Genomic DNA, 20,190 nt, shown 5'->3' on the forward strand with positions numbered 1-20,190 from the left:
AGAGCAGTGACCAATCCTAAAGCTTGTCATTCTGGACAGCGAGGGACGAGCGTGATTCAGAATCTACCAACAAAAAGTGCTGTAGCAGAGGGGATTTTCTCTGGCTTCACAGCACGTTGATATTAGATTCCTGATCTCGCCTAGGCTCGTCGGAATGACGGATTCATTCGTTTTAGAAAGAGCGGTGGCCAATCTCAAAAACTCGTCATTCTGAACAGCGAGGGACGAGTGTGATTCAGAATCTACCAACAAAAAGTGCTGTGGCAGAGGAGTTTTCTCTGGCTTCACGCATTTTGCTATTAGATTCCTGATCTCGCTTAGGCTCGTCGGAATGACGGATTCATTCGTTTTTAGAAATAGCGGTGGCCAATCTCAAAGCTCGTCATTCTTAATAGTGAGGGACGAGCGTGATTCAGAATCTACCAACAAAAAGTGCTGTAACAGAGGGGGATTTTCTCTTGCTTCACAGCACGTTGATAGTAGATTCCTAATCTTGCTTAGGCTCGTCGGAATGACGGACTCATTCATTTTTAAAAAGAACCGAGGCCAATCCCAACGCTCGTCATTCTGAACAGCGAGGGACGAGCGTGATTCAGAATCTACCAACAAAAAGTGCTGTGGCAGAGGAGTTTTCTCTGGCTTCACAGCACGTTGATATTAAATTCCTGATCTTGCTTGGGCTCGTCGGAACGACGAGGTCTTTCTTCTCGCCTTAAACAATAAAGCTTGCGCCTTCTTCTGCACTCGATACGTTTTGGCGGATCACGCTAAACAGACCTCGTCCCCAAGTTTGTTGGGTCGATTCGGTATCGAAATGAATCAACTCGCGACCAGTGGTGTCGCTTAAGTTGTTCAGTTCACCCGTTTGGCAATCCAGACGAATCAAATCACCGTTGCGCACCAAACCAATCGCGCCACCACGAATGGCTTCTGGAGAAACGTGAATCGCAGACGGAATTTTACCGGATGCACCAGATAAACGACCGTCAGTAACCAGCGCCACTTTAAAGCCCGCTTTTTGCACGTTACCTAAAATTGGCATCAGTTTGTGCAGTTCAGGCATGCCGTTTGCCGCTGGGCCGTTGTGTGTGACCACAACGATGCAATCTTTGTCCAGCTCGCCACGTTTGTACGCGGCTTCCACTTCGTGTTGGCATTGGAATACGATCGCAGGTGCCACTATTACGCGTTGCTCTTCTTTTACCGCAGACACTTTCACCACGGCTTTGCCCAAGTTGCCAGTCAATACGCGAGTGCCGCCAGTATTTTGGAAAGTGGCATCCGGTTTGGCGATCACGTCACCGTCTTGGCTGCCTTGGCACGGTGTCCAAGTCAGTTGTCCATCGACAAGGCTCGGTAGCGTCATTTGGTCTTCAAATTCACCAAACACGGGTTTCACATCGCGATGCAAAAGCTCGGATTGGTTCAAGCGGTGCAATAACGCTGGCACGCCCCCCGCGTCTTGGAACGCATTCATATCGGCTGGGCCGTTCGGGTAAACGCGCGCTAATAAAGGAACCACATCCGACAGATCGCTGATGTCTTGCCAGGTGAGCAAGATGCCAGCAGCACGCGCCACGGCGATCATATGAATGGTGTGATTGGTGCTGCCGCCAGATGCAAGTAGAGCGATGATGCCGTTGACCAAGCTCTTTTCTGTGACCACCTCGGCCAGCGGACGGAAGTGTGCAGAACCCGCCGTCATTGAGGCGATTTTCAGAGCCGAGTGATTGGTTAACGCTTTACGCAGTTGGGTATGGGGATGAATGAATGCTGAACCTGGCAGCATCAAGCCCATGGCTTCGAACACCAACTGGTTGGTATTGGCGGTGCCGTAAAATGTACACGTACCCGCAGAGTGGTAAGCGCGACACTCCATATCCAGCAGAGCGTCTTTGCCGACTTCTCCCGCTGCGTATTTTTGGCGCACGTCGACTTTCTCTTCGTTGCTGATGCCTGTTGCCATCAGACCCGCTGGCACAAACGCCGTTGGTAGGTGTGCGTAAGACAGCGCGCCCATCAGTTGCCCCGGTGCGATTTTGTCACAGATGCCAAGCAGTAATGTGGCATCAAAGACATTGTGACTCAAAGACAACGCCGTTGATTGCGCAATTAAGTCACGCGAAAACAGTGACATATCCATGCCTGCTTGACCTTGAGTCACCCCATCGCACATCGCTGGCACACAACCTGCGACTTGCGCTGTATGGCCGCAGTCCGCCAGCACTTTTTTGATTTGTGCTGGGTAGTCTTGGTACGGCTGGTGGGCGCTCAACATGTCGTTGTAGGCGCTTATCAGCGCGACATTGGCATGAGTAAAATCGAGAATATTTTTCTTTTCAGAAGAGCAAGAAGCGGCGACTGCATGGGCTAAGTTACCACAAGATAAACCAACGCGGCCTTTACCTGCTTCGGCTTGGACTTCGGTGCGAGTAAGAAAGGCAGCGCGCGCTTCACGGCTGCGCTCGGTCAAGCGTTGTGTGACCTCAAGAACAACAGAGTGAGTCATTACGCCACCTCGATCGCTTGCATTTTGATTAGCTCAGCGGCAGAGCGTTCCACCACGTCGCTGATGTCTCCGTCGATACTGACGATCAGAGTTTGAGGCTCGTTGTCTGGGCGCTCTAGTGTCTCGAATTGGCTCTTCACCATGTTTTCTTTCATGAAGTGGCCTTTGCGCATACGCATGCGATTAAGGATCAACTCCATGTCGCCATCAAGGAACAGGAAGGTCACGTTGTCGTTGCCTTCGCGGATCTGATCGCGGTAAATCTTTTTCAGTGCTGAACAGACAATAATGCCGTGTTCGTTTTTGCTTTCTAGGCTGTACGCCGCATCACGAATGCGTTCTAGCCATGGCTTGCGATCATCATCGTTCAGAGGCTGGCCCGATGCCATTTTCTGAATGTTCGCTCGTGGATGAAGATCATCACCATCAATGAATTTACGCCCTAGCTTTTTCGCTAGATGCTCACCAATTGTGCTTTTACCACTAGCACAAACGCCCATAACGATGACACTACTACCAGCCATAACTTATCCTCATAACCAAATTTGCGCGTGATCTCAATTTTTGAATTCACTTTAAAATATGGGTTTATCTTATTCATGTTATCGGTAACATGTTACCGGTAACTGAAATAAATGTGAACCATAACACAAACAATAATTCTTAAAGGTGAACCTATGGAGCAATTAACCCAAGCCCCAGATCCTACGTTCCTACTGACGATTGCAGGCCTTGCCATTGCAGCGTTACTCGTTCTGATCATTAAACTGAAAGTCCATGCTTTTGCTTCCCTTACTATGGTGAGTTTAGGCACAGCAATCGCCACTGGCGTTCCTTCAGAGAAAGTCGTATCGACCATGATGGGCGGCTTCGGCGGCACACTGGCTTCCGTGGCATTGCTGGTTGGTCTTGGTGCGATGATCGGTAAAATTCTTGAAGTGACTGGCGGTGCGAAAGTGCTGGCAGACACTTTGATTGGTCGCTTTGGTAAAGAGCGCGCACCATTTGCTTTGGGCGTCGCTTCATTACTGTTTGGCTTCCCAATCTTCTTCGATGCTGGCCTTGTAGTGATGATGCCTATCATCCTAAGTGTGGCGGCTCGTTTTGGTGGCTCACCAATTAAATACGCGTTGCCTGCTGCCGGTGCTTTTGCGGTTATGCACGCGTTTGTTCCACCACACCCAGGTCCGGTTGCAGCGGCAGAATTCCTTGGCGCAAACATCGGTCTGCTATTGGTGGTGGGTATTTTGGTTGCCATTCCAACTTGGTACCTTGGCGCTTACCTATTTGGTTTGTACGCGGGCAAAAAATTCGATATCCCACTATCTAAAGCCTTCTTTAATGGCGAAGCGATGGTGGATGAGCGCAACGCACCAAAATTTGGCACGGTTATGACCATCCTTGTGCTGCCAGTCCTGCTAATCTGTTTGGATACGGTATTGAACACACTGGCGGTTGCGGGTGTGATTGATGGCAAAACGGCACTGGTTGAGTTCCTACGCATGCTAGGTAAAACCCCAGTTGCGTTGCTGATCACTTTGATTGTCTGTCTGGCTGTGTTTGCCAAAGACTACGGCATGGCAAAACTAGAAAAATTATGTGGTGAGTCATTGGCTCCTATCTGTGGTGTTATCCTAGTAACGGGTGCAGGTGGCATGTTTGGCGGCGTACTGCGCTCAAGCGGTATTGGTGATGCACTGGCTGACGTTCTTACAGACACAGGTATGCCTGTGATTGTGGCGGCGTTTGTGATTTCAACTTGTCTGCGTGTTGCTCAAGGCTCGGCAACCGTAGCGCTAACCACTACGGCGGCTCTTATCGCGCCAGTTGTGGCAGCATCAACAGGTTTGAGTGAACTCGACCTTTGCTTTATCGTAATCGCGATTGCGGGTGGTGCAACGGTACTGTCTCACTTCAATGACTCTGGTTTCTGGTTGGTATCTCGTCTGCTTGAGATGGATGAGAAAACCACATTAAAAACTTGGACGGTAATGGAAACGTTACTTGGCAGTATCGCGTTTATTATCGTCGCAACATTAAGCTTTATTCTTTAGAGGTTCCCCATGACAACACTTGAACAACGATTAAGAGAAATCAAAATCGTCCCAGTTATCGCAATCAACGACGTAGCACACGCTCTGCCACTGGCAAAAGTGTTGGTAGAAAACGGTTTACCATGTGCGGAAGTAACATTCCGCACCGAAGCGGCGGCGGAGTCGATTCGCATCATGCGTGAAGCGTACCCAGAACTGTTGATTGGCGCGGGCACCGTTCTGACCACAGAACAAGTGGATATCGCAATCGAAGCGGGCGTGGACTTTATCGTTAGCCCAGGCTTCAACCCAACCACAGTGAAATACTGTCAGCAACGTGGCGTGACTATCGTACCGGGTGTAAACAACCCAAGCTTGGTTGAGCAAGCGATGGAAATGGGTTTGCGTACGTTGAAGTTCTTCCCTGCTGAGCCATCAGGCGGCGTAAACATGCTGAAAGCACTGACGGCGGTTTACCCAGTGGAATTCATGCCAACAGGTGGCGTAAGCCCATCCAACGTGGAAGATTACCTAGCGCTGAAATCGGTTGTAGCTTGTGGCGGTACTTGGATGGTGCCAACCGCAATGATGGACAACGGCGATTGGGAAGGCATTGCTGAATTGGTTCGTGCAGTTAAGTAAAACGCACAAACGGCTCCGAAATACCCCCGAACGTTAGAAAACGTGACACAAAAAAGGGTCATCAAGTTACTTGATGACCCTTTTGCTTTTGGGAATGAAACAGCTTTAGAAGTGATGCTTCATAAAGCGCTTAATAAAGCGAATGAAATCGGCTTCGGCTAGCTTCGCGCACTTCAATGTTTGGGCGTGAGACAGTTCTACATCACCCAAACCTTCTGCCATGTTGGTGATCGCACACACTGCCAATACGGGTAAGCCGCAATGCGCCGCAGAAATCACTTCTGGCACGACCGACATGCCCACTACATCACCACCGATGATTTGCATCATGCGGATTTCGGCTGCGGTCTCAAAGTTGGGGCCTGTGTAAGAGACAAACACACCTTCATTCAGGTGAATGCCATTGGCTTTGCCGACTTCAAACGCTTCTGCGCGCAGGTCTTTGTCGTACGCATTGGCGAGGCTGAAGAACCTCGGGCCGTACTCTTCATCATTCGGACCGATCATTGGCGATTCAGGCATGGTATTGATGTGGTCATGAAATACCACCAGAGAACCGACGTCGATGCGTTCAGGGCGAAGTGAGCCTGCCGCGTTGGTGACGAGCAGAAACTCACAGCCCAGCTTTTTAAAGGTGCGCACGGGCGTGGTCATGACCTTCATTGAGCCGTGTTCGTAGTAGTGACCGCGACCTTTCATGCACACTACGTCTACGCCGCCCATGGTACCAAGCACCAACTCACCAGAGTGGCCTTGCACGGTACTAACCGGAAAGCCTTCGAGCTCTTCGTATGGAATGACCACTTTGTCTTGTAGTTCGTCTGCCAATACGCCTAAGCCAGAGCCTAAAATAAACGCCGCTTTAGGTTGGAAGTTTGGTTTGCGTTCGCGAATGGTTTGTAGCGCGCCGATTACTGGATCGTGATTCATGTTAGTCACCTTCTGGTTGTGTGTTGATTCCATTGTGTGACTTTCTGCGCTGGTTATCTTTGCTTTATTCGCTACTATCATCCTTAAAAAGAGGATGATGAAATTCGCTAGGACTCAATGCATGAAGTCAGAACCATTTGAGCGCGTGACGCTGAAGATGCTGCGTTACTTTTACGAGGTCGCACAAACCAAGCATTTCACTAAGGCGGCTGAGAATCTCAATATCACCAATTCGCCGTTGAGCAATCGCATCAAAGAGTTGGAAGAGGTGCTTAACGTCAAACTGTTTGAGCGTGATTCAAGAAACGTCATGCTGACGGAGGCCGGGCGATTGTTGGAGTCCAAATGCCAACTGATTTTTCAGACCTTGGATGTCTCGCTCAATCAAGTGCAGCAAGTGGGGTTGAACCAGAGAAATATCCTGCGAGTTGGTGTGGTAAGTAGCGCATTTTGGGGTGGATTTGATCGTCTGTTACAGCGTTTCCATGCTGAGCATGACACTTATCACGCCGACATTTTTGACCTTAACCCAGAGACGCAAAAGAAGCATCTGAGCGAGAAGAAAATCGATGTGGGCATTGTGCGTTTTGCTGATGCACTCAACATTTATCCGTATCAGTCGGTATCTTTGGGCAAAGATGTGTTTGTGGTGGCGGTGTCGGAGCAACATGAGTTAGCCAGCAAATCTTTGCTGCGGCTCCAAGATTTAAAGGCGTGTGAGTTTGCGTTTATGAGTTTGGCGAATTCTGCCTCGGCAAACTTCATCATCAATGCCTGTCTGCAAGAAGGCTTTTCACCCCATATTGGCAAACAAGTGGTGGAGCCAAGCACCTTGATGGCATATGTAGCAAACAGCAATACCGTGACGTTGGTTCCGTCGACGTTTTCTCAGCATCATTGGCATGGGATTCGTTTTATCAAGCTGAAAGAGTCACTGTGTGCAGACTTGTGTCTGATTCATGATGGTAAGCAGGAGAGTGCTATTAAAGCCGAGTTTATTCGCACATTATTAGAGAATGCGAGTTAAGCATGGGATAACAAAAAAAGGTCATCCTAAGATGACCTTTTCAAATGATTCGCTGAAATCAGCAATGCGATTAGCGCGTAATTAACGCATCGTTACGAACTCTTCAGAGCCCGTTGGGTGGATAGCCACAACAGAGTCGAAGTCTGCTTTGGTTGCGCCCATCTTCATTGCTACGCCGAAGCCTTGGATCATTTCATCTACCGTGAAACCGATGCCGTGCAGACCAACAACCGTTTCTTCTTCGCCCGCACATACAAGCTTCATCTTACATGGTTGACGGTGCTTAGTAACGGCGGTGTACATCGCCGTAAAGCCAGACGTGTAGACTTTGATATTGTCTTTGCCGTACTTCTCTTCCGCTTCTTGCGTCGTTAGACCGATAGTGCCGATTGGTGGGTGGCTAAATACCACAGTTGGTACCAAATCGTAGTCCATCTTCGCGTTTGGTTTGTTGTTGAACAAACGCTCAGAAAGTTGACGACCCGCTTTCACTGCGACTGGCGTTAGCTCGATACCGCCTTCCATGATGTCACCCACACAGTAGATGCCTTTCACGTTGGTTTCTTGGTATTCGTCTACCTTGATGTAGCCTTTTTCGTTCGTTGCCACACCGGTTGACGCTAGGTTGATTGCGTCTGTCGCAGGGTGACGACCGATTGCCCAAATCAGTTGGTCAACGTTTTGGCTTTCACCGTTTTCTAGGTGCAGAGTTAGGCTGCCATCGGCTTCTTTTACCACTTCTTTTGGTACAGAGTGGGTGTGCAGTTTTGGACCTTCTGCGTCCATCACTTCAACCAACGTATCGATGATCATTGGATCGAAGCTACGTAGTGGTGACTCTTTACGTACGAACAGGTGCGTTTCTGTACCTAGCGCGTGCAGTACGCCAGCAATTTCAACTGCGATGTAGCCTGCGCCAACAACCGCAACGCGTTTTGGTTGCTCTGCTAGGTCGAAGAAGCCGTTTGAATCGATGCCGTATTCAGCGCCTGGAATGTTTGGAATAGTAGGACGACCACCAACCGCGATCAGGATGTGATCCGCAGTATAATGTTCACCGTTTACTTCTACGGTTTTCTCGTCAACAAACTTAGCAAAGCCTTTAATCACGTTTACTTTGTTGTTGCCAAGAACGCGATCGTAAGATTGGTGAATACGACCAATGTACGCTTGACGGCTCTCAACCAGTTTGCTCCAGTCGAAACCTTTCACGTCGACATCAAAACCGTAATCTTCTGCGTACAGGTTCATTGCTTCTGCGATTTGTGCGCCGTGCCACATCACTTTTTTCGGTACACAACCTACGTTTACACAGGTACCGCCAAGGTCTTGAGCTTCGATTAGCGCAACTTTCGCGCCGTACATCGCCGCACGGTTTGCAGATGCGATGCCGCCACTGCCGCCACCGATACAGATATAGTCAAAATGAGTCGCCATTACTTTCTCCAAGAGCTTATAAATTTTATCTGGTACATAGATAGATTGGGATGACCTTGTCCGAACTCAATGCCACCGTTATCCCACTATCATAAATCGAATTCGACTAATTCCTAAATGGGAAAAAGCGACAATACTTATGACAAATAGCGATGAGAGGCACAAAAAGAAGAATAAGCACGATTGGAGGAAGAAGGTGAGAGCATAAAAAAGCGCAACGAGAATATCGTTGCGCTTGAAGATATCAGTACTGAAGTGCTTACTCTGGCACAATCCAGTCCACTTTCCAGTGGCCAGTTGCTGGTGCGATCGCGTCTTGCAGGAATGGCAGAATCTCTTTCATCTGGCTTTCCAGTTTCCATGGCGGGTTAATCACAATCATGCCGGATGCCGTCATGCCGCGCTCGTTGGTATCTGGTGCAACACCTAACTCGATTTGCAGAATTTTACGAATGCCCAGTGCTTCCAAGCCTTCGATCATATCTTCGATGTCGTGACGGTTTACCACTGGGTACCAAATCGCGTAGATACCGGTTGCCCAACGTTTATGGCTCTGATGAATCGCTCGCACCACATCGCGGTACTCTTTCGCGAGTTCGTATGGTGGGTCAATCAGCACCAAACCACGACGTTCTTGTGGCGGTAAGCTTGCTTTGAGGCGTTGGAATCCGTCTTCTTTGAAGATGCTCACTTGGCGATCACGATGGAATTCTTGCTCTAACAATGGGTGATCGGCCGGGTGCAACTCGGTCAGCACCATGCGATCTTGTGGGCGGATTTGCGCGCGCGCCACACGTGGTGAGCCTGGGTAGTAACGCAGCTTCTCGCCATTGTTGAGCACTTTAATGGCATCGATGTAGCTTTTGATGTCTTCGGGAATGCTTGGGTTATCCCAAATACGTGCGATGCCTTGTTTGTATTCGCCCGTTTTTTCAGACCATTCGTGAGTCAGATCGTAACGGCCCACACCCGAGTGGGTATCGTGATAAACGAATGGCTTATCTTTTTGTTTCAGCGCATCAAGAATGAGGCTTTGAACGATGTGTTTGACCACGTCGGCATGGTTGCCAGCGTGGAAGCTGTGGCGGTAACTTAACAAATTAAACTCTCGAAACACTCTTTGGTTGAGTGTGGTCTGTGATTTTCACTCTATGGCGGTATTATACTCAAGTAACTTAAAGATGTAGAACTTCCAATCAAATCTGTTCCTCTGATAAGGGGACGCTATTGAAATTTCTTTAAGTCACCCACACTTACTATTGGTAATCGAATTGAACTAGGTGAGTTTCTCGCACTCAAAAGGGTGTGAAATTTCATTTAGGTATAACAAGACTCAAGGACAGAGTAGCGCTGGTTGACTATATGATGGTCATCGCGGCATAGAGAAAGGGAACGGAGCTCCCCCAATCCATGTTGCTGGCTCGTCTGTACATTGAGTTGGCCTATCTACACAAAATAGACAGGCAATCACAGAGTCAAAACACAAAAGGAATTATTCATGTCTAATCCTCTTCTGACGTTTACGGACCTACCTCCGTTTTCTCAAATTAAACCAGAACACATCAAGCCTGCCGTTGAGCAAGCGATTGCTGACTGCCGAGCAAAAATCGATGAAGTTCTACAAGACAACGCTCATCCAACTTGGGACAGTGTGATTGCGCCAATTGAAGAAGCGGATGATCGCTTAAGCCGCATCTGGTCGCCAGTGGGTCACATGAACTCGGTAGTGAACAGCGAAGAGCTACGTGAAGCTTACGAAAGTTGCCTACCAATTTTGTCAGAGTACGGCACTTGGGTTGGTCAGCATAAAGGGTTGTACGAAGCGTACAAAACCATCAAAGCGAGCGAAGAATTTGCAACGTTAACTCGTGCACAGCAGAAAACCATCACTGATGCACTGCGTGATTTCGAGTTATCAGGCATTGGTTTGCCATCCGATGAGCAGCACCGTTACGGCGAGATCAGCAAACGTATGTCTGAGCTGAGCTCTAAATTCTCTAACAATGTGCTGGATGCCACCATGGGTTGGACCAAGCACATCACAGACGAGAAAGACCTAGCAGGTATGCCAGAATCGGCGCTGGCAGCAGCGAAAGCTGCCGCAGAAGCAAAAGAGTTAGATGGTTACCTCATTACGCTAGATATCCCATCTTACCTACCTGTCATGACGTACTGCGATAACCAAGAGTTGCGTAAAGAAGTGTACGAAGCGTACGTGACGCGCGCTTCTGATCGAGGTCCAAACGCAGGCAAATGGGATAACTCAGAAATCATTACTGAGCAGCTAAAACTGCGCCATGAAATTTCACGTATGCTAGGTTTCAATACTTACAGTGAAAAGTCGTTAGCAACAAAGATGGCTGAAACGCCAGATCAAGTGCTGGGCTTCCTGAATGACCTAGCGACACGAGCGAAACCGCAAGGTGAACGTGAAGTCGAAGAGTTACGTCAGTTTGCGAAAAGTGAGTTTGGTGTTGAAGAGCTGAACGTTTGGGATATCGCTTACTACAGCGAGAAACAAAAGCAGCACCTGTTCCAAATTTCGGATGAAGAACTGCGCCCATACTTCCCAGAGTCAAAAGTCGTGAGCGGTCTGTTTGAAGTGCTAAACCGCGTGTTTGGCATGACCGTTACTGAGCGCGAAGGCGTAGACACTTGGCATGAGTCCGTGCGCTTTTTCGATATCTTTGATGCTGAAGGCACACTCCGTGGCAGTTTCTACCTAGATCTCTACGCTCGTGAACACAAACGTGGCGGCGCGTGGATGGATGATTGTCGTGGTCGTCGCGTTACGCTATCTGGCGAGCTGCAAACGCCGGTTGCGTATCTAACGTGTAACTTCAACCGTCCAGTGGGCGACAAACCAGCACTGTTCACGCACGATGAAGTCGTGACGCTATTCCATGAGTTTGGTCATGGAATCCACCACATGTTGACGCAAGTTGATACAGGTGCTGTTTCAGGTATTAATGGCGTGCCTTGGGATGCGGTTGAGCTACCAAGTCAGTTCCTAGAAAACTGGTGTTGGGAAGAGGATGCGCTGGCGTTCATTTCTGGTCACTATGAGACAGGTGAGCCGCTACCTAAAGCGATGCTAGACAAAATGCTCGCAGCGAAAAACTTCCAATCTGCGATGGGTATTTTGCGTCAGCTAGAATTCGGCTTGTTCGACTTCACGCTTCACACCGAATATGACCCTGAAGTGGGTGCGCGTGTACTGGAAACTCTGGCGAAAGTGAAAGAGAAAGTCGCGGTAGTTCCTGCGGTTGAGTGGGCGCGTTTCTCACACAGCTTCGGCCATATTTTTGCTGGTGGCTACAGTGCGGGTTACTACAGCTACCTGTGGGCTGAAGTGCTGTCGTCAGACGCGTATTCTCGCTTTGAAGAAGAAGGCATCTTCAACAAAGAGACGGGTCTAAGCTTCCTGAACAACATCCTAGAAATGGGGGGCAGTGAAGAGCCAATGGAGCTGTTTAAGCGCTTCCGTGGCCGCGAGCCACAAATCGATGCACTGTTGCGCCATTCGGGTATTGCGGCGTAAATTGAGCAAAAAACATCAAGGCCAACCGAACGGTTGGTCTTTTTTGTACATTTTTTATAAAAAATTTTACGGATTTACGTTGCGGTTTATCGGGTTCTGCAACGATATCAATGTCTCCGTGGACTGAACCTCATCAATGGCTTGCAGCTTGTCGATCAGTACAAATTGCAGCTCTTCAATCGATTTGCACATCAATTTGACGAATATGTTATACGCGCCCGTGGTGTAGTAAGCTTCAACGACTTCGTCGAGCGCGTTGAGTTTTTCTAACGCGGAGTGGTAATCACGAGCTGCATTGAGGTTAATACCAATAAAGCAGCACACATCGTAGCCAAGCTTTTTAGTATTGATGATCACCTCCGTTCCTTCGATGATGTCAGCCGACTTCATCTTCTCGATACGCACATGGATAGTGGCAGGGCTGACATCGAACTGCTTTGCCATTTCTGCGTAGGGCGTTCTGGCGTCAGCCATCAGTGTTTTTAATATTGCGCGGTCAAGGTCGTCGAGTTTCGGCAGGCTCGCATTCATACTATGATTTCCGTTAGGGATAGAGTTTTACCTCCCTTTTATACTCATAGCGGATAGGATTCACAAGGTTTGGCAGGAGTAACTGCGGGTTAACTCCGAGCTATGGAGATAATGTGCAGCGTTTTCTGGTTATTGCCGCGCTATGTTGGAGCGCGTTTGCTACGGCCTCAGATCCGAAGGTGTTGGTCGTGCACTCCTATCATCAGGGTTTTTTCTGGACGGACTCCATACAGCGAGGCATCGAGCAACAGCTGGGCGATCGAGCGCTGGACATGCGTGTGCTCTATCTAGACTCGAAACGTAACCAGAGTGAGCAGTTTTTTGCACAACTAAAATCCTTGTATCTTACGAAATTACGCAAAGAGCGATTCGATGCCATTTTAGTGAGCGATAACAATGCGCTTGAACTCATGCAGCGTTTAGCCCCAATCATCAAAGACACCCCAGTTATATTTAACGGCATTAATAACTACCATCCTTCTTTACATCGTTCTCTGAATGCAACCGGAGTCATGGAAGATGTCGATTTGGAAGCGAATCTCGCTCTTATTGAGCGCTTACATCCGAACTACACACAAGTTCTCATCGTCAGTGACCACTCGGTGACCGGTGAGGTGTTGCGTTATCAAATCGACAATTTTGTCCTCAAGTTCCCGCAATATCGAGACAAAATCGTACAACTTGTCCCAGACAGCATCATCGATCTAAAACAACAAGTCGCAAAACTGAGTTCCGATAAAGTCGTCTTGTTCTGGACCTATTACCGAGATAAACAAGGTATGGTTGGCAGCGAGCGTGACTGGGTTGGTGTCAACAAAGTCTCAAACGCGCCGCTGTTTATGGTGCATGACATTGGTTTGGGTCATGGCGCAGTTGGAGGGGTTATTCAAAGTGGTTATCGGCATGGTATTGAGAGTGCAGAGATGCTTGAATTCGTTTTGGATAACCCTGATCAGCCTCTGCCTGCCGTGAAAAAAAGTGATTCTGAAATAAAGCTCGATTACCAAGCGGTAGCGCGTTGGGGATTGGGGGCTGAACAAGAGGTTTCTGCGGTATTTTTTAATAAGCCAATGAAGCTTTCTGAACGTTTTGCCAAGGAAATTCGCCTGTTTGGTAGCCTGTTGGTGGTGATGTCGGTGGTCATTTTGCTGATGGGTTATTATTTACAGCGGATGCGTCGAAGTGAGAGCGCTGTGCGAGAAAGCCAGGCTATTCTAGAATCGATTTTCGATCAGAGCATGCAGTATATGGGCATTTTGGATGCCAACGGTGTGCTTAAATCGGGCAACGATCACCTTCAATCCTTACTTTATCACCAAGGACTGCGTTTAGACCGACCACTTTGGTTTCATCCCAACTGGAGTGAGAAAGCCCAAGCGCTGCTAGAGGAGTATTTCCATGCGCCTCACCATCAAGTGTCGACGTTTGAAGCTGAAATTTGGAGTAAAGAACACGGCGCCTTGGTATTAGAAGTTTCGCTCAAGCCTTTTTCTCAGCAAGTAGGGAATCATAAGCAATACTTGTTTGAAGCGCGCGATATTACCAGTCGTAAATTGATGGAGGACAAGCTCTACCAACGTGAGTCAACCCTACGCAACTATTATGAGCAGCAGCCCGTGATGATGGTGACGCTTGATAGTAATAACCGAATTCAAGAAGTGAATCGATTTGCTCAACTACTTCTTGGCTACAAACCGATGGACATGCTCGGACATCGCCTGAGGGAGTTCTATTTTGATGACAAAGTGCTGTTCCCTCGCCAAGTGTTATTGCAACCCAACCAGCAAGTGCATGGTGTTTGGCGACGTGAAGTCGAGTATCGTCATGCAAATGGTCATCGTGTTTGGGTGCGCGAGAATATTCGTCCGCTGAGTGAATCTGAGCAACTGCTGATTGTGGGCGAAGATATTACCGAAACCAAACTGCTCTCCGAGAAATTGGAATACCAAGCTCGCTATGACTTACTGACGGGGACTTACAACAGAAACCATTTTGAACTAGAGCTTAAGACCGCACTGTGCGAAGTGGACAGCCATCGTCGAGTCCACGCCATGTTGTACCTCGACTTAGATCAACTAAAAGTCCTCAATGATACGGTTGGGCATGATGCAGGTGATGCGGCGATTCAATTCTGCGCCAGTATGCTGGAAGGCGTTCTGCCGTACAATTCCATCTTGGCTCGAATGGGAGGCGATGAGTTTGCGGTGTTACTCAAAGACTGTGACGAATATGGCGCCATCAATATTGCCAAACTGATCATCTCGACACTAAGCGAACACCTCTTTATTTGGGAAGACACGCGCCTGTTCATCAGTTGCTCAATTGGTATCCGTATCATCGATCATACCGCTGATACGCCACAAATGGTGCATGCTCAAGCAGACTCTGCTTGTCACGCCGCTAAAGAGCAAGGCCGTAACCGCTATAATCTATTCAGCTTAGATAACGAAGAGTTGCAGCGTCGTCAGATGGAAATGCAGAGCGTCAATTTGGTGCATGAGGCATTGTCGAATCAACGTTTAGAACTGTTTGCTCAACCGATAAAAAGCTTACAAAAGCACGAGACTCAAATGTATTTTGAGATTTTGGTGCGTATTCGCAATGGGTACGGTGATTATGTTTCTCCTGCGCTGTTTATTCCTGCTTCCGAGCGCTACAACATTGCCCATTGGATTGATAAGCAGGTTATTACTCAAACGCTAGAGTGGTTTGAACAGCGTCCTGAGGTGATTGAACAGCTTGGTCGCTGTTCGATAAACCTTTCAGGTCAATCTATGGGGAATCAAGAGTTTATTGACTTCTTATTGGAGCGATTGGAAAGTTCGACTCTGCCGTGTGAAAAAATCTGCTTAGAAATCACCGAGACAGCGGCGATGAGCAATCTGGATCAAGCCATTGAGCTGTTTACCAAGCTAAAGGCTTTGGGTTGCATAATTGCATTGGATGATTTCGGATCTGGATTGTCTTCATTTGGTTACTTAAAGAAACTTCCTGTCGATATCGTGAAAATTGATGGTCTTTTCGTGCAAGATATCAACGTAAATGAAATGGACCGCGTGATGGTTCGTTCAATCAATGACTTGGCGAAGCAACTAGGCAAAGTGACGGTGGCGGAGTTTGTCGAAAATGACCAGGTCATGCAGCATTTGATAGACCTCGGTGTGGACTACGGTCAAGGCTACGGTATTGGTCATCCTAAGCCGCTTTCTGAGCTAGTGGAGCAACTGACGGTTGTATAACCTCTGCGTAGCAAGCTCAACCTAGCATTAATAGGTAACTTAGGTATACACTCAGCGCCAGTTACCTCGATTTTTATTGGAGCCTCCTTTTGCAACTGCAATTGATCTGTGAAAACCCGTCTCAACAATCTCATCTTGATGAACTCGCTGCGCGTTGGCAGCTGTCACACACTGACGATAGCGATTTTGCTTTGGTGCTAACCACCGAGCGTTTGGAGCTACGTAAAGTGGATGAGCCAAAGCTGGGTGCAATCTTTGTGGATTTGATTGGTGGTGCGGTCGGTCATCGTCGCAAGTTCGGTGGTGGTAAAGGCCAAGCAATTGCGAAAGCGGCGGGGTTGAACAAAGGGGCAACGTCAACCGTGTTAGATGGTACGGCAGGCCTTGGTCGTGATGCGTTTGTGCTCGCCTCGCTAGGTTGTAAAGTGCAGATGGTCGAGCGTCATCCAGTCGTAGCGGCTTTGTTAGATGATGGCTTGGATCGAGCGAAACAAGACCCAGAAATCGGCACCTGGGTATCTGAGCGCATGTCGCTAATCCATGCCTCTAGCCATGATGCGCTGGAACAATTGGCGCAAGATAAAGACTTTGTCCAGCCAGATGTGGTGTATCTTGACCCGATGTATCCGCACCCAGAAAATAAAAAGAAGTCGGCGCTCGTGAAAAAAGAAATGCGCGTTTTCCAATCGTTGGTTGGCGCCGATTTGGACGCCGATGGTCTGCTAGAACCAGCCATGGCGTTAGCCACAAAGCGTGTAGTAGTTAAACGCCCAGACTATGCTAACTGGCTGAACGAGAAAAAACCGACCATGGCGATTGAAACGAAAAAAAATCGCTTCGATGTCTACGTTAAAGCATCGATGGCATAACTTCCTGACGGCTCAACTTTTCTTGTCATAGTACGGTGTGTCGTGCTGTGACTCAGCCTCTCTTTCCTCGTCTCTATTGATAGTTTTCTCTTGCTAATTCCCTTCCCTGACTGTATATCTAACTAAGAATTATTATTATTTCACTTGTTGTGATGCGGTCGATAACTGGGAAGCTGGAGTAGTAGAATGGCTAAACGTTTATGTAAAATGAGTCGCAAACAGATCGCGGCAGAACTGGGTGATATCCATCGTTTAGTTGTCGCACCAAAATTCGTTTGTCGTTCTTGCGCACGATCTTCATCGGCCAAAGATACCCTTTGTAAGCCAGCCGCAATTCCTCCACAAAAATGCCAAGACAAGCCATTGAGTGAGCAACAAGCATGTGGCTTATTGGTTGAAGCTCTGCCATCACAAGCGATTCCAGTGACCACTAAACAAAGCAACGAAAAAGCCGCGATTGTGAAGCGTGTTGTTGAGCGCGTGAAAGAGAAAAAACAAGCCGAAAAATCTCCGGAGCCAGTAAGAGCCGACGCATCAGTATGGTTTGATTTAGCGGATAAAAAATCGCTCAAGAAAGCGAAAAAAGCACTGAAAAAGCACTATAAGCAGCAAAAGAAGTTGCTAAAAGTGGCGAAAAAACAACAAAAGTTACTTAAGCGTCAGCGTAAACTGGAAGCGCGTAATGCGAAACTAGAAGTGTTGCTGCCAACGCCACCTAATGCTTTGATGAACGCAATCTCACAAGCCAAAGTGCATTAATCAAATAAAAAAACGCTCTCCAGTCGGAGAGCGTTTTTTATTGTCGAAATGTTTATAGGATTAGCTGCGTTACTTATTGGCGTAGCTCATCTCTACGCGCTTTTTCACCCAGGTTTCGTTAATCCATAGGGATAGCATGATGATCGCACCGCCAATGGCGAGTCGCATGACATCAACATCGCGGTTCCAAATCACAATGTTTACAATCAAGCCCGCCGGAACCAATGCATTGTTCATTACTGCCAGTGCACCTGCGTTCACCATAGTCGCGCCTTTGTTCCAAGCAAAGTAACCAAAACCAGAAGCAATCAACCCAAGGTATGTCAGAATGCCCCATTGCGTTGTAGTGGTTGGTAGTTTTTCGAGGTTACCCATGAGCGCGAAAGCCACGGTTGCTACACAAAGTGCACCTAAGTAGAAGTAGCCAAACACGGTGTGTTGTGGCAAATCGACGGGTTCACTCTCCATGATATATTTGTAGCCCACCTGACCGATGGCAAAGCAGAGGTTTGCTCCTTGTACGACCAAAAAGCCCAGTAGGAAATCTTCATTAATGCCTGCAAATTTAATCCAGGCGGCACCAAATACGGCTATTGCTGCGGTAACTAAGTACCAAGGTGAAAAGCGACCTTTCAAGAAGTCATAGATTAGCGTGACGTAAATGGGTGTGAATACGGTGAACAGCAATACTTCTGGCACGGAAAGGAGCAAAAAAGATTGGTAGTAGAAGCAATACATCAAACCGAGCTGGAAGCCACCGACGGTCATCAGTTTCGCGATCAGGGATTTGCTAACGCCACGGAATTTCAAAAAGGGAATGAAAACCAGGCTCGCCAGTGCCACGCGCATGAACACCGAGAACCAAGAATCAACCTGACCGGCGAGGTAAACGCCGATCAGGCTAAATGAGAATGCCCAAAGTAGGGTAACTGCGGATAGATAAGCCATGGATGAGAATCTTTATCAACAACAAATGTGCCCGCAGTCTAACCAAGTTTTATCGTTGCGCCAATCAGTCTTTTAGCGGTACGACCAGCATATCGACTGGTGAGCAGTTAATAAGCTGTCGAGTCGAAGATAGAATCTTGCTCCAGAAATCTTGGTGATGACCACAAACCACCAAATCGATACTGTAGTCTTGAATGGTATCGCACAGCTCATTACTCAAATCGCCACTACCGACTAAAGTATGGGCAATTGGGTATTGCGCATATTCTGCGAAGTTTGCCAATTGTGTGTGCGATGCTTCCATTGCTTGATGTTGCGCTTCTGCCATATTGATATCGATAAGCCCGGTGTAGAGTTCTGCGTAGTTCACGTCGATGTGAATAAAAGAGACTTTCGCATCCAGAGGTTTAGCCAGTGATACGGCTTTCTTAATCAACACTTTACTGTCGTCTGAAAGGTCGACTGCCACAAGTATGTGTTTGTAACTCATATTGCTATCTCCTTGTAAGGTCATAGTTTTAGATTAGCACCAACCCCAAAAAAAATTTGCTGAAGTGATCTCATATCGGTGCCGTAGGTACAAAGTCTTGTCTCAGTAATCATGTTATAGTGGCGTTATACCCAAGTGACTTTGATATGCTGAAATAAGCGTAGTGTTACTGACTAGAGTTGAAGTGAAACTTCGCCGTGTCTGCCAGACCAAGCTATTCTCGCAGCGTCATTTATTTCGAGGTTACTTGGGTATATTGCATGCACAATAATAGGAGTTAACATGCTGTCTCAAACTATGGTCGAACAATTGAATGAGCAAATTAACCTAGAATTTTTCTCATCCAATCTATACTTACAAATGAGTGCTTGGTGTGAAGACAAAGGTTTTGAAGGTGCGGCTGAATTTTTACGCGCTCACGCCGTAGAAGAAATGGAGCACATGCAACGCCTATTCACTTACGTGAGTGAAACTGGCTCAATGCCAATCTTAGGCGCTATTGATGCGCCAAAGCATGACTTTGCGAGCCTAGGTGACGTTTTCCGCGAAACATTTGAACACGAGCAAATGATCACGGAAAAAATCAACAAACTGGCGCACGTTGCATTTACTAGCCAAGACTACTCAACGTTTAACTTCCTACAGTGGTACGTGTCAGAACAGCACGAAGAAGAGAAGTTGTTTAAAGGGATTTTAGATAAGATCGAACTGGTAGGTGAAGACGGTAAAGCGTTGTTCTTCATTGACAAAGATCTAGCACAAATGGCGAAAGAAGGTTCATCTTCAATCATGGATGCTCCAGCTGCGTAAACGCGTTTTGGGACGTTGTAAGTAGCGGGTAAAGACGAAGTGTTGGTCGTCTTTTTCTCTTGAGCATTGTTGAAGATGTAGGGAGGAAAAGATGATCAGTGGAGACACAATCTTATTTGCGCTAATGGTGGTAACTGGAGTTAATATGATCCGGTATCTCACCGCTCTTCGTTCTCTAATTTATATCATGCGTGAAGCGCATCCGCTGTTATATCAGCAAGTTGATGGTAATGGTTTTTTTACTACTCATGGAAATGTCACCAAGCAGGTGAGGTTGTATCACTACATTAAAAGTAAAGAATATCATCATCACCACGATGAAATTTTTACTGGTAAGTGTGAAAGAGTGCGTGAATTGTTTGTTCTATCGACCGCGTTGCTCGGCGTGACGCTACTTGCGGCCTTCATTCTCTAAGAGTCAATAA

17 protein-coding genes are annotated in these 20,190 nt (G+C 47.6%); 9 read left to right on the forward strand and 8 right to left on the reverse strand.

Going from position 1 to position 20,190, the window contains the following annotated elements:
* Positions 1–712 precede the first annotated feature (712 nt).
* Entirely contained in the window at positions 713–2,509 is a 1,797-nt protein-coding gene (gene edd / locus R7P36_RS09755) for a phosphogluconate dehydratase (protein ID WP_213899378.1), read from the reverse strand.
* Entirely contained in the window at positions 2,509–3,033 is a 525-nt protein-coding gene (locus tag R7P36_RS09760) for a gluconokinase (RefSeq protein ID WP_005467756.1), read from the reverse strand. The genes edd and R7P36_RS09760 overlap by 1 nt, the downstream gene beginning before the upstream one ends.
* Before the next feature lie 153 nt (positions 3,034–3,186).
* Here R7P36_RS09760 and R7P36_RS09765 point away from each other — a divergent pair, with 153 nt between their 5' ends.
* Both R7P36_RS09765 and R7P36_RS09770 read left to right on the forward strand, forming a co-directional pair.
* Complete coding sequence (locus R7P36_RS09765) at positions 3,187–4,563, forward strand: GntP family permease (RefSeq protein ID WP_182016010.1); 1,377 nt, start codon at positions 3,187–3,189, stop codon at positions 4,561–4,563.
* A gap of 9 nt (positions 4,564–4,572) precedes the next feature.
* Positions 4,573–5,184, forward strand: coding sequence for a bifunctional 4-hydroxy-2-oxoglutarate aldolase/2-dehydro-3-deoxy-phosphogluconate aldolase (locus R7P36_RS09770; protein WP_005394384.1), 612 nt, complete (start codon positions 4,573–4,575; stop codon positions 5,182–5,184).
* A 105-nt stretch (positions 5,185–5,289) separates the two neighbouring features.
* Here the strand turns inward: R7P36_RS09770 and xapA are convergent, their stop codons facing one another.
* Complete coding sequence (gene xapA, locus R7P36_RS09775; protein WP_005379149.1) at positions 5,290–6,114, reverse strand: xanthosine phosphorylase; 825 nt, start codon at positions 6,112–6,114, stop codon at positions 5,290–5,292.
* A gap of 121 nt (positions 6,115–6,235) precedes the next feature.
* Between xapA and R7P36_RS09780 the strand changes: the two genes are divergently transcribed.
* Positions 6,236–7,141 (forward strand): LysR family transcriptional regulator, encoded by a 906-nt coding sequence (locus R7P36_RS09780; protein WP_017635035.1) that lies wholly within the window; start codon positions 6,236–6,238, stop codon positions 7,139–7,141.
* An 81-nt stretch (positions 7,142–7,222) separates the two neighbouring features.
* Here R7P36_RS09780 and gorA read toward each other — a convergent pair whose 3' ends face one another.
* Entirely contained in the window at positions 7,223–8,578 is a 1,356-nt protein-coding gene (gorA, locus tag R7P36_RS09785; RefSeq protein ID WP_005379157.1) for a glutathione-disulfide reductase, read from the reverse strand.
* A 259-nt stretch (positions 8,579–8,837) separates the two neighbouring features.
* A complete protein-coding gene (locus tag R7P36_RS09790) occupies positions 8,838–9,677 on the reverse strand; it encodes a 23S rRNA (adenine(2030)-N(6))-methyltransferase RlmJ (RefSeq protein WP_005379158.1) in 840 nt (279 codons plus the stop codon).
* A gap of 399 nt (positions 9,678–10,076) precedes the next feature.
* On the opposite strand from R7P36_RS09790, the gene prlC reads away from it, so the two are divergent.
* Positions 10,077–12,119, forward strand: a complete 2,043-nt coding sequence (gene prlC, locus R7P36_RS09795) for an oligopeptidase A (protein WP_017635033.1) — start codon at positions 10,077–10,079, stop codon at positions 12,117–12,119.
* A gap of 66 nt (positions 12,120–12,185) precedes the next feature.
* Here prlC and asnC read toward each other — a convergent pair whose 3' ends face one another.
* A complete protein-coding gene (gene asnC, locus R7P36_RS09800; protein ID WP_005389595.1) occupies positions 12,186–12,650 on the reverse strand; it encodes a transcriptional regulator AsnC in 465 nt (154 codons plus the stop codon).
* 113 nt (positions 12,651–12,763) lie between these two features.
* Here asnC and R7P36_RS09805 point away from each other — a divergent pair, with 113 nt between their 5' ends.
* The 3 genes from R7P36_RS09805 (at position 12,764) to R7P36_RS09815 (ending at position 17,517) form a co-directional block, all read left to right on the forward strand.
* Positions 12,764–15,889 (forward strand): EAL domain-containing protein, encoded by a 3,126-nt coding sequence (locus R7P36_RS09805; RefSeq protein WP_213899380.1) that lies wholly within the window; start codon positions 12,764–12,766, stop codon positions 15,887–15,889.
* Positions 15,890–15,978: 89 nt separating this feature from the next.
* On the forward strand, positions 15,979–16,758 hold the full coding sequence (locus R7P36_RS09810) for a class I SAM-dependent methyltransferase (protein WP_318122109.1): 780 nt from the start codon (positions 15,979–15,981) through the stop codon (positions 16,756–16,758).
* 186 nt (positions 16,759–16,944) lie between these two features.
* Positions 16,945–17,517, forward strand: coding sequence for a hypothetical protein (locus R7P36_RS09815; RefSeq protein WP_017821113.1), 573 nt, complete (start codon positions 16,945–16,947; stop codon positions 17,515–17,517).
* A 69-nt stretch (positions 17,518–17,586) separates the two neighbouring features.
* Here the strand turns inward: R7P36_RS09815 and R7P36_RS09820 are convergent, their stop codons facing one another.
* Complete coding sequence (locus tag R7P36_RS09820) at positions 17,587–18,465, reverse strand: carboxylate/amino acid/amine transporter (protein WP_151514515.1); 879 nt, start codon at positions 18,463–18,465, stop codon at positions 17,587–17,589.
* Between the two features lie 64 nt (positions 18,466–18,529).
* Positions 18,530–18,955 (reverse strand): universal stress protein UspA, encoded by a 426-nt coding sequence (uspA, locus tag R7P36_RS09825; protein ID WP_213899381.1) that lies wholly within the window; start codon positions 18,953–18,955, stop codon positions 18,530–18,532.
* Positions 18,956–19,237: 282 nt separating this feature from the next.
* On the opposite strand from uspA, the gene ftnA reads away from it, so the two are divergent.
* Both ftnA and uspB read left to right on the forward strand, forming a co-directional pair.
* On the forward strand, positions 19,238–19,765 hold the full coding sequence (ftnA, locus tag R7P36_RS09830) for a non-heme ferritin (protein ID WP_005379167.1): 528 nt from the start codon (positions 19,238–19,240) through the stop codon (positions 19,763–19,765).
* A gap of 91 nt (positions 19,766–19,856) precedes the next feature.
* Positions 19,857–20,180 carry a universal stress protein UspB gene (uspB, locus tag R7P36_RS09835; protein ID WP_005382937.1) on the forward strand — a complete coding sequence of 108 codons (324 nt, stop codon included), beginning with the start codon at positions 19,857–19,859 and terminating at the stop codon, positions 20,178–20,180.
* Positions 20,181–20,190 lie beyond the last annotated feature (10 nt).

The sequence above is a fragment of the Vibrio sp. 397 genome, assembly GCF_033339395.1.
Lineage (GTDB): Bacteria > Pseudomonadota > Gammaproteobacteria > Enterobacterales > Vibrionaceae > Vibrio > Vibrio alginolyticus.

Coding starts and splice junctions, on each gene's coding strand:
- gorA (WP_005379157.1), bottom strand. CDS start 8,578: ATGGCGACTCATTTTGACTATATCTGTATCGGTGGCGGCAGTGGCGGC.
- ftnA (WP_005379167.1), top strand. CDS start 19,238: ATGCTGTCTCAAACTATGGTCGAACAATTGAATGAGCAAATTAACCTA.
- asnC (WP_005389595.1), bottom strand. CDS start 12,650: ATGAATGCGAGCCTGCCGAAACTCGACGACCTTGACCGCGCAATATTA.
- R7P36_RS09820 (WP_151514515.1), bottom strand. CDS start 18,465: ATGGCTTATCTATCCGCAGTTACCCTACTTTGGGCATTCTCATTTAGC.
- xapA (WP_005379149.1), bottom strand. CDS start 6,114: ATGAATCACGATCCAGTAATCGGCGCGCTACAAACCATTCGCGAACGC.
- R7P36_RS09760 (WP_005467756.1), bottom strand. CDS start 3,033: ATGGCTGGTAGTAGTGTCATCGTTATGGGCGTTTGTGCTAGTGGTAAA.
- R7P36_RS09765 (WP_182016010.1), top strand. CDS start 3,187: ATGGAGCAATTAACCCAAGCCCCAGATCCTACGTTCCTACTGACGATT.
- R7P36_RS09815 (WP_017821113.1), top strand. CDS start 16,945: ATGGCTAAACGTTTATGTAAAATGAGTCGCAAACAGATCGCGGCAGAA.
- uspB (WP_005382937.1), top strand. CDS start 19,857: ATGATCAGTGGAGACACAATCTTATTTGCGCTAATGGTGGTAACTGGA.
- edd (WP_213899378.1), bottom strand. CDS start 2,509: ATGACTCACTCTGTTGTTCTTGAGGTCACACAACGCTTGACCGAGCGC.
- uspA (WP_213899381.1), bottom strand. CDS start 18,955: ATGAGTTACAAACACATACTTGTGGCAGTCGACCTTTCAGACGACAGT.
- R7P36_RS09770 (WP_005394384.1), top strand. CDS start 4,573: ATGACAACACTTGAACAACGATTAAGAGAAATCAAAATCGTCCCAGTT.
- prlC (WP_017635033.1), top strand. CDS start 10,077: ATGTCTAATCCTCTTCTGACGTTTACGGACCTACCTCCGTTTTCTCAA.
- R7P36_RS09780 (WP_017635035.1), top strand. CDS start 6,236: ATGAAGTCAGAACCATTTGAGCGCGTGACGCTGAAGATGCTGCGTTAC.